Raw genomic sequence first — 12,900 nt, 5'->3', positions numbered from 1 at the left:
ACTGTGGCCGCGATCCGAGACCGCGGACGTTGCGGCCTTGCTAGACCCACCACCGCCCTTACGATGGGGTAGCTCCATCAACGATGCCGGTGCGACGCGGCGCCGGGGAACGGTTGGCGACGGTGTGGGATTTCGAAACAGAGCAGGAATACCAGGCGAAACTCGACTGGGTCGAGAAATTCATGGCCGACGAGGTCGAACCGCTGGATCTCGTCGCGCTCGATCCGTATGACAAGAGGAATCCCGAGATGATGGCGGTCCTGCGGCCGTTGCAGCAACAGGTGAAGGACCAGGGGCTGTGGGCCGCACACTTGCGGCCGGAACTCGGCGGCCAGGGGTTCGGCCAGGTCAAGCTGGCATTGCTCAACGAGATCCTCGGGCGCTCGCGGTGGGCGCCGTCGGTGTTCGGCTGCCAGGCGCCGGACTCCGGCAACGCCGAGATCCTTGCACTCTTCGGCACCGATGAACAGAAAGCGCGCTACCTGCAGCCGCTGCTAGACGGCGAGATCACGTCGTGCTACTCGATGACCGAACCTCAGGGCGGCTCGGATCCCGGCCTGTTCGTCACTGCTGCGACCCGCGACAGCTCAGGTGACTGGATCATCAACGGCGAGAAGTGGTTTTCCACCAACGCCAAGCACGCGTCGTTCTTCATCGTGATGGCTGTCACCAACCCCGAGGCCCATACCCACGAGAAGATGTCGCTTTTCATCGTTCCTGGTGAGACACCCGGCATCGAGATCGTGCGCAATGTCGGCGTGGGCTCGGAGTCTTCCGGGCATGCCAGCCACGGCTACGTCCGCTACAACGACGTGCGGGTGCCGGCAGATCATGTGCTGGGCGGGGAAGGCCAGGCGTTCACGATCGCGCAAACCCGACTCGGAGGTGGCCGCATCCACCACGCGATGCGAACAATTGCCCTGGCGCGCAGGGCCTTCGACATGATGTGTGAGCGCGCGGTATCACGCAAAACCAGACATGGGCGATTGGCCGACTTCCAGATGACCCAAGAGAAAATCGCCGACAGCTGGATCCAGATCGAACAGTTCCGGCTGCTGGTGCTGCGAACGGCGTGGCTGATCGACAAACATCACGACTACCAGAAGGTGCGCCGCGACATCGCGGCGGTCAAAGTCGCGATGCCCCAGGTGCTGCACGATGTGGCGCAGCGCGCCATGCACCTGCATGGCGCGCTGGGGGTCTCCGACGAGATGCCGTTCGTCAAGATGATGGTCGGCGCCGAATCACTGGGAATCGCCGATGGCGCCACTGAGCTGCATAAGATGACGGTGGCGCGGCGCACCCTGCGCGAATACGAGCCGGTGACAACACCTTTCCCATCGCAGCACATCCCGACTCGCCGGGCGGCCGCCGAGGCCCGGCTGGCCGAGCGCCTGGAGCATGCGGTCGCCGAGTTCTGACGGCGACCGGGCACACCACGAACACGCCACGGGGGAAAAACCTGGCCTTGGTTTTATGTCTCGCGCGACAGCGCTCACGAGATGTAGCGCACGACGCTTTCGGCCACGCATGCGGGCTTGGGCGAACCCTCTATCTCGATCGTGGTCGACACTGTGGCCTGTACGGCGCCGTTCCCGAGGTCTTCGACGCCGACCAACGAACTCTGCGCCCGTACCCTGGACCCGACAGGCACCGGCGCGGGAAAGCGAACCTTGTTGAGTCCGTAGTTGATTGCCAGTTTGATCCCGTTGACCGTGTACATGTCATGCTGCAGCCGCGGCAGAAGTGACAGCGTCATGAAGCCGTGGGCAATGGTCTTGCCGAACGGGCCTTTGGCCGCTCGTTCCGGGTCCACGTGGATCCATTGGTGGTCACCCGTGGCATCGGCAAATAGATTGACGTCTTCTTGAGTGATAGTCACCCAGTCGCTCTGACCGATGGTCTCACCCGCCGCGGCGGCCAGGTCGGCAACGGACTCGAAGGTGCGCATGAATGTCTCCTCTGATCGGGGGTAAGCATAGATCGGGTGCGGCTGCTGCCGATGCCGGACGCACCAAGTACCCCAGATCAGCTACCGCGGCCGAGGAAGCCTCGGTAGCCCTCAATATGCGTTGCGTCGATCGCGGCTTGAGGTCCGCCAACCATTCTCAGTAGGTTGGTGGCCGTGTTCACGGCAGGCTGGTAGTGCATGATCACGATCACGAAGTCGGCTGCCGTCGTCGCGCCAGTGTGCTCGGCACCGTAGCCCCGCCTGCCCACACCACAAACAGCGTCATTTCGCATGACCTAGAGAGAAAGCTCGTCGGCCGCCGCCGCGCGGTCCCGTTGAACGAGACGCGACCCTCAATCGAGTTGACAGCCAATTGTTAACTGGACGAGCCGATTCCGGGCCGACGCCCAATCGTTAGCCAACCGCGATGTCCCGCTTCGGCGGCGACAGACCCGTCGCGGCGCCCTGCTGTGTTTCACTCGCCCAAGACAGGTTCGACCGCGATTTGCGGCAGACGAGAGTTGGGATGGGTTACAAGCCATGAAGTTCGTTGAAAAGCTGTGTGGCGCAGCGAAAACCATGCCCCGCTGGCTGGGTATCGCGGCAGTGGGGGCCGCCCTGTTATCCGGTGTAGTCGGCGCCGTCGGCGGCTCGGCGCCCGCGGCCGCATTCTCCAGGCCGGGGCTTCCGGTCGAGTACCTGCAGATCCCGTCGCCGTCGATGGGCCGCAACATCAAAGTCCAATTCCAAGGCGGCGGAGCACATTCCGTCTACCTGTTAGATGGTCTTCGCGCACAGGACGACTACAGCGGTTGGGACATCAACACCCCCGCGTTCGAGGAGTTCTACCAATCCGGCCTGTCGGTCGTCATGCCCGTCGGCGGTCAGTCCAGTTTCTACAGCGACTGGTACCAGCCTTCGCAGGGCAACGGTCAGAGTTACACCTACAAGTGGGAGTCCTTCCTCACCAGGGAAATGCCCGCCTGGTTGCAGGCCAACAAGGGCGTTACACCAGTCGGCAACGCGGCGGTGGGCCTATCGATGTCGGGTGGATCGGCGCTGATCATGGCCGCCTACTACCCGCAGCAATTCCCGTATGCCGCCTCATTGTCGGGGTTCCTCAACCCGTCCGAGGGCTGGTGGCCAACCTTGATCGGTCTGGCCATGAACGACTCCGGCGGATACAACGCCAACAGCATGTGGGGCCCGTCCACCGACCCGGCGTGGAAGCGCAACGACCCGATGGTTCAAATTCCGCGCCTGGTCGCCAACAACACTCGAGTCTGGGTGTACTGCGGTAACGGCACCCCCAGCGATCTCGGCGGCGACAACATGCCGGCGAAGTTCCTCGAAGGCCTGACGCTGCGTACCAACCAAACCTTCCGGGACACCTACCTGGCCTCGGGCGGCCGCAACGGGGTGTTCAACTTCCCGACGAACGGAACGCATTCATGGCCTTACTGGAACCAGCAATTGGTCGCCATGAAGCCGGACATGCTGCAGGTGCTCAACGGGCCCACCGCACCTGCCACGTGAGAGCCGGCTGAGACACAAGCCAGCATCGGCAGCAGCGCACACGGCCAGCGCTGCTGCCGATGTTTTTTGTGCTCACCAGCTGATCCGGGTCAGGATTCCTTCAACAACGCACGCCGGTCGGAGTGGAAGTACGTGTACCCGGTGGTGACCGCGCAGACGATCGTCGCCACCGCCAGCATCTGGGATCCGCTGACCACCAAGCTGATAACGCCTCCGGCCGCGGCGCCCAAGCTGAAGCTGGCGTACAGCAAGAAGTAGCCGAGCCAGTCCTCCACCTTCCCGCCGGCCAGGTGACGTTCGATGCCCTGCCCCATCTTGACCAGGGTGCCGGTCACGTAACTCAACGGCACCGACACCTCGCCATCCTTGACGAACGACGTGTTCAATGCGCCGATCCCAAACACCACGAACAGAATCGGGACGAAATCGAGAAGGGTCTGTTCCCATCCACCGAGGAGAATGTCGAGCGCGGTGGCCGACACCAGACTGAAGGTGGTCAGCACGGTGGGGCCGTGCGGATGATCGACCCAGAAATGGCGCCGGCATATCGAGGCAACCACCACACCGGCGACAAAGCACACGATTAACAACGACGCGGTTATCGACAGCCACACATCGTCGCGGAATACTCCCAGCACAGCTCGCTGCGCATTGCCGGTCATGAAAGTCACGAAGTAGCCGGCGGAATGGGTGAATGCCGTCGCCCCCAACACTCCGGCCAGCACCGCCAGCACCCAGGACAACCTCGCTTCGCTGTCGTAAATCTCTTTCTGCACACGAGCATGCTTCCAGAGACGCTCGGAGTCCGCAGAGATCAGCCAGTCACCCCAGCTCCCAGACCCACGCCGGGCAACGGCGGAAAGCCCAGCTCAGGCGGTCAGCCGGGCGATCGACCGCAACGGAATCGGAAGCCATCCGGGCCGATGCCGGGCCTCGTAGCCCACCTCGTAGACCGCCTTGTCCAGTTCGTAGGCGGCCAACAATTGCACCGAATCCCGGGGGTCGGTACCCGATGCGGCCGCATAGCCTTCGCAGAACGCGGTGCGATTACGCTCGACCCATTCGCGGGCACGGGCGGCCAACTGCTTGTCGGTGGCCTGGTCCACCAACGGCCCGTAGGCGGCGTACTCGAAGGAGCGCAAGACACCGGCCACGTCGCGCAACGGCGAATCAGGTGCTCGCCGCTCGTCGAGCGGCTGACCGGGTTCACCTTCGAAATCGATCAACAGCCAGCTCTCGGGGGTCCGCAGCACCTGTCCCAGGTGCAGGTCGCCGTGGATCCGCTGGACGGTGATGGTCTCGCCGGCGAGCTTTTGGATTCGCTCTTCGATCGTCGCCGCGTACCCCTCCAGTTCCCGAACCGCCGCCACGGTCGACGACAGCCGCGCCAGCACGGTGTCCACCGGGAATGGCGCCTGGGCCGTTCCCAGGCAATCGGCCAGGGTGGCGTGCACCGACGCAACCGCCTCGCCGAGCCGGTAAGACTCGCCGGCAAAGTCTCCACCGACTTCGTGGGCATACAAGTCACCCTCGGCGAACAGGTCACGGACGCTGGCGGTGGCCATCGCCCAGCCCTCGGCGGCGTTGGAGGCGAATTCGGTCACCATGCCCAGCGGACACGCCTGCTCACCGGCCGACGAACTGCCGGCGTCCGGCCCGGCCATCTCGTAGGTTCCCAGCAACCGTGCTACGTGCGGGTTACCGGCACGGCCGAGCACCCGGTTCAATTCGATATCGGGGTTGATGCCACTGGAAACCCGCCGAAACACCTTGAAGATCGCGCGCCGATCGAAGATGACGCTCGTGTTGCTCTGCTCGGCGTCGGAGACGTGCGGCGCCGCGTTCAACGGCAATTCGATGTCTGGTTCTTTGGCGAATGTCACTTCCACGCCGGAGGCAACGCGAACCGCTGACGCGTCGATCAACGACAGCAGAAACGGCGGCGCCTCGGTGGCGTAGAGGGCGTCGAAGCCTGTCCGGTCGTCCGCGGCCCCGATCGTTGCCACGGTGCTGTACTCGGACACCGGCGCGGCGTCCCAACCGACGATCACCTGGTAGCGCTCCGCCGAACCATCGGCGTAGTCGGCATCGACAAGCACCAGGTCGAGATCGTCCTTCAGCGGGACGACCACGCTGACCTCAGCGCAGGACAGCTCGCGGTTGCGTCCGGCATACCACCGTTGCTGTGGCAGCCACTCAGACCAGGGCAGCTTGGCCGGCAGGCTCATGTGCGCCGCTCCTCTCCCCCGCAAGCGGGTGGTACCCCCACATCGCTACGCCCCCCGCAAGCGGGCGGTACCCCCACCGCATCGGCGCCGGTACCGATCATGCGTTCTCCTCGGTTCTGGACAACTGGAACCAGTAGAAGCCGTGACCCGGCAGGGTCAGCAGGTAGGGCAGGTGGCCGATACGGGGGAATTCCACATGCCCGGTGAGCTCGATCGGGGTGTAGTTGTTCCATTGCTGCAGGTTCAGTTCGATGGGCTGGGGAAACCGCGAGAGGTTGTTCACGCACAGCACCACATCACCATCCCTGCCATCCCTGCCATCTCCGGCATCCCTGCCCGGCGTTTCCCGCACGAAAGCCAGGACCGACGGGTTGGACCCGCCCAGTTCCTGGAAGGACCCGACGGCGAACGCCTGGTGGCGCCGCCGCACCGCAAGCATGGTCCGGGTCCAGTTCAGCAGTGACGTCGAGGTGTCGCGCTGGGCCTCGACGTTGACCGCCTGGTAGCCGTAAACCGGATCCTGGCTCGGTGGCAGGTAGAGCCGGCCGGGATTGGCTGTGGAGAACCCGGCGTTACGGTCCGGTGTCCACTGCATCGGGGTCCGCACGCCGTCGCGGTCCCCCAGCCAGATCACGTCCCCCATGCCGATTTCGTCGCCGTAGTACAGCACCGGCGAGCCCGGCAACGAGAGCAGCAGCGCATTGAACAACTGGATCTGGTTGCGGTCGTTATCCAGCAGCGGCGCCAGCCGGCGGCGGATGCCGACGTTCGCCTTCATCCGCGGGTCTTTGGCGTACTCGGCGTACATGTAGTCGCGCTCTTCGTCGGTGACCATCTCCAGCGTCAACTCGTCATGGTTGCGCAGGAAGATCCCCCATTGCGCCATATCGGGTATCGGCGGCGTCTGCGCCAGGATCTCTGAAATCGGGAACCGCGACTCGCGGCGGACGGCCATGAAGATGCGCGGCATCAGCGGGAAGTGAAAGGCCATGTGGCATTCGTCGCCGCCGGTGGTGGCGTCGCCGAAGTACTCGACGACGTCGGCCGGCCACTGGTTGGCCTCGGCCAACAGCACCCGGCCCGGGAATTCGTCGTCGACCACCTTGCGGACGCGCTTGAGGAAGGCATGTGTCTCGGGCAGGTTCTCGCAGTTGGTGCCCTCACGTTCGAAGAGGTAGGGCACCGCGTCCAGCCGGAACCCGTCGATGCCCAGGCCCAGCCAGAAGCGCATGACGTCGATCATCGCCTCTTGAACGGCCGGATTGTCGTAATTGAGGTCCGGCTGGTGGGAAAAGAAACGGTGCCAGTAGAACTGGCGGCGGACCGGGTCGAACGTCCAGTTCGACTCCTCGGTGTCGACGAAGATGATCCGGGCGTCGGTGTACTTCTGGCTGGTGTCGCTCCACACGTAGTAGTCGCCGTACGAGCCGTCGGGGTCGCGGCGGGACTCCTGGAACCAGGGATGGGATTCCGAGGTGTGGTTCATCACCAGGTCGGTGATGACCCGGATTCCGCGGCGGTGGGCGGCATCGACCAGAGCGACGAAGTCGTCGACGGTGCCGAAGTCGGGCAGCACCTTGTAGAAGTCGCGGATGTCGTAGCCACCGTCACGCAGCGGTGAGTCATAGAACGGGGGCAGCCAGATGCAGTCGATGCCCAGCCACTGCAGGTAGTCCAGCCGGTCCTGCAGCCCTCGCAGATCACCCGAACCGTCCGCGCTGGAATCGTAGAAAGCCCGGACCAGGACCTCGTAGAAGACGGCGTGCTTGAACCAGGTCGGGTCGGCAGGAAGCGCGGCGGCATTGCCGAAATCCTTGGCATCGGGGTGCTCGACCACACCTCCTTCGACATGGCTGCCCTCGGCGGGATGGTGCGTAGGATCGTGCCGCGGGGCTTCTCTCGCGTCGTTCATCAACTCCACGATGCCACGAGTACCCGAGGCGGAACTTCGGGAACCATGCAGTCAATCACTGCCGGCGCCAACCGAATTGACCGGCCGGCAGTGATCATCGCCGCGTAGATCAGGCTGGCGGCCCTTCCGCCAGCGTCACGTTCTCGGTACGCGCAACCCCCGACTTGGACAGCCAGCTGATCGAGACGACGTCGCCGGGATGGTGCCCGTTGAGCACATCCGACAAGGCGGTGGCCGAGCTGATCGCGACGCCGTCGACGGCGGTGATCACGTCACCGTTGGAGATGCCGATCGACGCGGCGGGTGCGGTCCCCACCACTCGCTGAACCCGGGCGCCGTTGCCGTTGTTGTCGACGACACCCAGGCCGAGGAAGGCGGTGGGCCCGATGTGCACCGTGGGCGAGCCACCTCCGGAGCGGATCTGGTTGGCGATCGCCATCGCCTGGCCGATCGGAATGGCAAAGCCCTGCCCGCCCTGGGACAGTTGGAAGTTGTCGGAAGCGGCCGTGTTGATACCGACAACCTGCCCCTGGTTGTTGACGATCGGCCCGCCCGAGTCGCCGGGCCGGATCGCGGCGTCGACCTGGATCAGGCCGTTGAGCGTTTCTTCGGCACCGGTGAGCGCGTCCGATGCCTGGACGGTCTGGTTGAGGGCGACCACCCGCCCGGGCACCGCACGCGGCGTTCCGCCCTGCCCGCCGGTGTTGCCCAACGCGACGATGGGCTCGCCGATCGACACCCCGCCACCGATCGCGGCGGTGGGCAGACCGCCCGCACCCCGCAGCTGCAGCACCGCGATGTCCTGGGTGCGGTCGTAGCCGACCACGTCGACGCCGTAGGTTTGGCCGTTGCCGACGTCGAACGCGCTGATGTCGGTGGCGCCCGAAATCACGTGGTTGTTGGTCAGCACGACACCGTTGGGATCGATGACGATGCCGGTGCCGGCTCCAACTGCGTTGTTATAGCCCAGTTTGGTGTTGATGTTGACGATCTGCGGTCCTACCTGGCCGACCAACGCCGACGGGTCGAGCGGCAGCGCCGGGTAATCGGCGAACCGGTCCAGCGCGAATGTGGACGGCGCCGCCGATGCGGGCGGCGTCGGTGTGGCCAGACCCAATCCGAGCACGGCCAAAATGGCGACCAGCCATGACCACCTCACCGGGCGGTGGCGATCGTTGCTCATCCCGTAACCTCCTGCGTCGGGGGAAGAAGCTGAATTGTCCCAGCCTTAAGGTCCGGGCAGCACAACTTTGTCTACATCTACCGTAGTCCAAATACCCACCTCGGCAGGTCTCAAGGCTTTGGGCGGGCAAAATTGCACATATTGCCTATACCTTGTGCTGGGCCTCTCCCAGGCCCCTTCTAGGCCCCTCTTGGGCCTAAGTAATGCGATAACTCAGATGGTGACTGATATCACCGACCATGTCGATGAGGGTCAGGTCGCGGTAGGAAAAACGCCAGGTGCCTTCGACGCATTCGAAGCGGTCGTGATAGCGGCCCGCAACAATGGCCTGCAGCGGAAAGTCCTCGGTCTGCTGCAGCACCGTGTAGTAACTGCGGCATTGCGCGGTTTTGGCGTGCCCGTCGATCTCGATGATCGGATTGGTGACCACATGCTTGGTTCGCGGTGTCCCGTCGGGATACACGACGATCAGCGACTTCCAGATACTCAGCAGCCCTGCCGCATCGATGGTGTCGTGGCCTGCAGCGTCGATCCGGATGCGAGCGTGCTCGAAGAGCGCGGCCGCCTCGTCCAGGTCGCCGGCGTCGATGCACTCCGCATAGCGGTAGAGGAGATTGGCGATCTGCGTCTCCGCCGGCATGGGGTAACGGTAGCCCGGCGACGAGGTTTCCGCGGCGATCGGCCCGAGCCGCGCGGCAGCACGGCCTTTAGGCTGGGCCGGTGGGCGAATTCGACCCGAAGGCCGCCTTCACGCAATCCCCGGTGGCGCGGCTGGCCACGATCACGCCCGCGGGCACGCCGCACCTGGTGCCGGTGGTTTTCGCGGTGGACCGGGACCTCATCTTCACCGCCGTCGACGCGAAGCCGAAAACAACCCGGCGGCTGCAGCGCCTCACCAATATCGAGAGCACTCCGCACGTAAGCCTGCTCGTGGATCATTACGACGACGATTGGGCGCAGTTGTGGTGGGTGAGGGCCGACGGAGTCGCCGCGATCCATCACGACGGCGCGGCCATGCACACCGGATACCGGCTGCTGCGTACGAAATACCCTCAGTACCAGTCGATTCCGTTGGACGGGCCGGTCGTCACCGTGTCAGTGCGACGGTGGTCCAGCTGGCACGGCTGATCAGACACCCCGCTAGCCACACAGGTCACACCGGTACCGGCTAGGGAAGCATTGGCGTGATTTTGAGAAGCGCCAGCGCATGCGCTATCGCTTTTGGCGAGGAGGTGGTCTTCGGCGGGTAGCGGCATCGGCCGACCCGGGGGTCGACGACGGCGCCGCACCTGCGCTGCGCCGCATCGGCCGGGCCTTGTGCTGAGCGGCGGTTGGGGGAAAAGTTGCTACTGCGTCCTGTGGGTGCGTCCTGTGGGCTGGAACACACCGCTTACGGGAGTGGGCGGGCTTGGATTCCTGATACCCGGAAGAACTGGAGGAAAGTCATGGCCGACAGAGCGAGTGCCTCCCAGGGGGCGGCAGCCGCGCCCACCGCGGATGGCCCGGACGCCGTTCGCAACGTGGTTCTGGTGGGGCCATCAGGCGGCGGCAAGACCACCCTCGTCGAGGCCCTGCTGGTCGCGGCCGGAGTGCTGTCCCGGCCGGGATCGGTCACCGACGGCACCACGATCTGCGACTACGACGACGCGGAGATCCGCCAGCAGCGCTCGGTCGGGCTCGCGGTGGCCTCGCTGTCGCACGACGGCATCAAGGTGAACCTCGTCGACACCCCTGGATACGCCGATTTCGTGGGTGAGCTGCGCGCCGGGTTGCGAGCCGCGGACTGCGCGCTGTTCGTGATCGCGGCAAACGAAGGCGTCGACGAGCCCACGAAGTCGCTCTGGCAGGAATGCAGCCAGGTCGGCATGCCGCGCGCAGTGGTGATCACCAAGCTGGATCACGCCCGGGCGAACTATCCCGAAGCACTGGCCGCCGCCCAGGACGCGTTCGGCGACAAAGTCTTACCGCTGTACCTTCCCGCCGGTGACGGCCTGATCGGATTGCTGTCACAGATCCACTACGAGTACTCCGGCGGCAAGCGCACGGCGCGACCCCCGGACCCCTCGGACGCCGATCGGATCGAGGAGGCCCGCGGCAGCCTGATCGAAGGGATCATCGAGGAGTCCGAGGACGAGTCGTTGATGGAGCGCTACCTCGGCGGCGAGGATATCGACGAAGCCGTGCTGATCCAGGATCTGGAGAAGGCCGTTGCCCGGGGTTCGTTCTTCCCGGTGATCCCGGTGTGCAGCGGCACTGGCGTCGGCACCCTGGAACTGCTGGAGGTCGCCACCCGCGGCTTCCCGTCTCCGATGGAGCACCCGCTACCGGAGGTGTTCACCCCGCAGGGTGCCGCACACGCCGGGTTGGCCTGCGACGTGAACGCGCCGTTGCTCGCCGAGGTGGTGAAGACGACGTCCGACCCTTACGTCGGCCGGGTCAGCCTGGTGCGGGTGTTCTCCGGAACCATCAAGCCCGACGCCACTGTTCATGTGTCAGGCCATTTCTCGTCCTTTTTCGGCGGCCCCAACGGGTCGGCGAACACCCACCCCGACCACGACGAAGACGAACGCATCGGACCGTTGTCGTTCCCGCTGGGCAAGCAGCAGCGGCCGGCCGCCGCGGTGGTGGCCGGCGACATCTGCGCCATCGGCAGGCTGAGCCGCGCCGAAACCGGTGACACCCTCTCGGACAAGGCCGAGCCGTTGGTGCTGAAGCCCTGGACAATGCCGGAGCCATTGCTGCCCATCGCGATTCAGGCGCACGCGAAGACCGACGAGGACAAATTGTCGGTCGGCTTGGGCCGTCTTGCCGCCGAAGACCCGACATTGCGGATCGAGCAGAACCAGGAGACCCACCAGATCGTGCTGTGGTGCATGGGCGAGGCGCATGCCGGCGTGGTTCTCGACGGGCTGGCCAATCGGTACGGCGTCACCGTGGACACCGTGGAGCTGCGGGTACCGCTGCGGGAAACGTTCGCCGGCAAGGCCAAAGGCCACGGCCGTCACGTCAAGCAATCCGGCGGGCACGGCCAGTACGGGGTGTGCGACATCGAGGTGGAGCCGTTGCCGGAGGGCTCCGGTTTCGAGTTCGTCGACAAGGTGGTCGGTGGCGCGGTGCCACGCCAATTCATTCCGAGCGTGGAGAAGGGCGTCCGGGCGCAGATGGAAAAGGGCGTGCTCGCCGGTTACCCGGTGGTGGACTTGCGGGTCACCCTGCTCGACGGTAAGGCGCACAGCGTCGACTCCTCCGACTTCGCCTTCCAGATGGCCGGTGGACTGGCGTTGCGGGATGCGGCCGCTGCGACCAAGGTGATTCTGCTGGAGCCGATCGACGAGATCTCGGTGTTGGTGCCCGACGACTTCGTGGGCGCGGTGATGGGTGACCTGTCCGGGCGCCGCGGCCGCGTGCTGGGTACCGAGACAGCCGCCAACGAACGCACGGTAGTCAAAGCCGAAGTGCCTCAGGTCGAGTTGACCCGGTATGCCATCGACTTGCGCTCGCTCGCCCACGGCGCCGCATCGTTCACCCGCACGTTCGCCCGATACGAACCGATGCCGGAATCCGCTGCGGCCCGGGTGAAGTCAACCGCGTAGCCGGCCTCATGTCGACGGTTGACGGACTACCGGCCCACATATTGCTCAACCATCTGGTCGTCGTGCTGGGTCCGTTGACGGCGATCCTGGCGATCATGTGCGCGCTGTGGCCGCCCGCCCGCCAACGACTGGTCTGGCCGACTCTGGCCCTGGCCGTCATCACCCTCATCGTGACCCCGTTGACCGCGGATTCCGGCGAGTGGTTGGCCGGCAAGCTCGGCTAAGCGAAGCTAAGCGAAGCTAGTCGCCGGCGATCGACAGCCACGCGAACCTCGGCCAAACCCTGTCCTACTTCGCGGCTGCGCTGGCGGCTGGCGGTGGTCGCGCTGGCGGTCGTCCACCTTCGCCTGGTGCGCGGACGCGCGGTGAAGCGCGCTGCGCAACTGGTGGTCACGCTGTTGGTGGTGGCCGCTGCTGCCGCCACGCTGGTCCAGACGTATCGCGTCGGCGACTCCGGCGCGCGAGCGGCGTGGGGTTCGGTCGCGTCGTCGCGGTGA

The 12,900-nt window shown here is 65.1% G+C and carries 10 protein-coding genes and 2 pseudogenes; 5 read left to right on the top strand and 7 right to left on the bottom strand.

The genetic code is table 11. From position 1 onward, the window contains the following. Positions 1-122: 122 nt before the first annotated feature. A complete protein-coding gene (locus tag EET10_RS00950) occupies positions 123-1,421 on the top strand; it encodes an acyl-CoA dehydrogenase family protein (RefSeq protein ID WP_036399759.1) in 1,299 nt (432 codons plus the stop codon). Between the two features lie 74 nt (positions 1,422-1,495). On the opposite strand, the gene EET10_RS00945 is transcribed toward EET10_RS00950, so the two are convergent. Beyond that, positions 1,496-1,951: a MaoC family dehydratase gene (locus EET10_RS00945; protein ID WP_036399276.1), complete on the bottom strand. Its 456-nt coding sequence runs from the start codon at positions 1,949-1,951 to the stop codon at positions 1,496-1,498. A 540-nt stretch (positions 1,952-2,491) separates the two neighbouring features. Between EET10_RS00945 and ag85C the strand changes: the two genes are divergently transcribed. Further along, entirely contained in the window at positions 2,492-3,487 is a 996-nt protein-coding gene (ag85C, locus tag EET10_RS00935) for a diacylglycerol acyltransferase/mycolyltransferase Ag85C (RefSeq protein ID WP_122501824.1), read from the top strand. An 89-nt stretch (positions 3,488-3,576) separates the two neighbouring features. Here the strand turns inward: ag85C and EET10_RS00930 are convergent, their stop codons facing one another. The 6 genes and pseudogenes from EET10_RS00930 to EET10_RS00910 all read right to left on the bottom strand — a co-directional run bounded on the left by EET10_RS00930 (position 3,577) and on the right by EET10_RS00910 (position 9,450). After that, positions 3,577-4,263, bottom strand: coding sequence for a YoaK family protein (locus EET10_RS00930; protein WP_122501823.1), 687 nt, complete (start codon positions 4,261-4,263; stop codon positions 3,577-3,579). 93 nt (positions 4,264-4,356) lie between these two features. Continuing rightward, complete coding sequence (locus EET10_RS00925; protein WP_122501822.1) at positions 4,357-5,715, bottom strand: maltokinase N-terminal cap-like domain-containing protein; 1,359 nt, start codon at positions 5,713-5,715, stop codon at positions 4,357-4,359. Between the two features lie 29 nt (positions 5,716-5,744). Next, a pseudogene (locus tag EET10_RS32095) lies at positions 5,745-5,816 on the bottom strand (hypothetical protein); the annotation flags it as partial. Then, positions 5,813-7,627 (bottom strand): maltose alpha-D-glucosyltransferase, encoded by a 1,815-nt coding sequence (gene treS / locus EET10_RS00920; protein WP_122502716.1) that lies wholly within the window; start codon positions 7,625-7,627, stop codon positions 5,813-5,815. The gene treS and the pseudogene EET10_RS32095, both read right to left, overlap by 4 nt. Positions 7,628-7,736: 109 nt before the next feature. Continuing rightward, positions 7,737-8,810 carry a S1C family serine protease gene (locus tag EET10_RS00915; RefSeq protein WP_036399281.1) on the bottom strand — a complete coding sequence of 358 codons (1,074 nt, stop codon included), beginning with the start codon at positions 8,808-8,810 and terminating at the stop codon, positions 7,737-7,739. 196 nt (positions 8,811-9,006) lie between these two features. Beyond that, positions 9,007-9,450, bottom strand: a complete 444-nt coding sequence (locus EET10_RS00910) for a nuclear transport factor 2 family protein (protein WP_063467293.1) — start codon at positions 9,448-9,450, stop codon at positions 9,007-9,009. 80 nt (positions 9,451-9,530) lie between these two features. Here EET10_RS00910 and EET10_RS00905 point away from each other — a divergent pair, with 80 nt between their 5' ends. From EET10_RS00905 to EET10_RS00895, 3 genes and pseudogenes are all read left to right on the top strand, one after another. Next, a complete protein-coding gene (locus EET10_RS00905) occupies positions 9,531-9,938 on the top strand; it encodes a TIGR03668 family PPOX class F420-dependent oxidoreductase (RefSeq protein ID WP_036394922.1) in 408 nt (135 codons plus the stop codon). 317 nt (positions 9,939-10,255) lie between these two features. Then, positions 10,256-12,403, top strand: coding sequence for an elongation factor G-like protein EF-G2 (locus EET10_RS00900; protein ID WP_036394919.1), 2,148 nt, complete (start codon positions 10,256-10,258; stop codon positions 12,401-12,403). An 8-nt stretch (positions 12,404-12,411) separates the two neighbouring features. Beyond that, positions 12,412-12,900, top strand: a pseudogene (locus EET10_RS00895) (DUF2231 domain-containing protein).

This window comes from Mycobacterium pseudokansasii (assembly GCF_900566075.1).
GTDB lineage: Bacteria > Actinomycetota > Actinomycetes > Mycobacteriales > Mycobacteriaceae > Mycobacterium > Mycobacterium pseudokansasii.
This window is presented reverse-complemented; position numbering and strand designations above follow the sequence as displayed.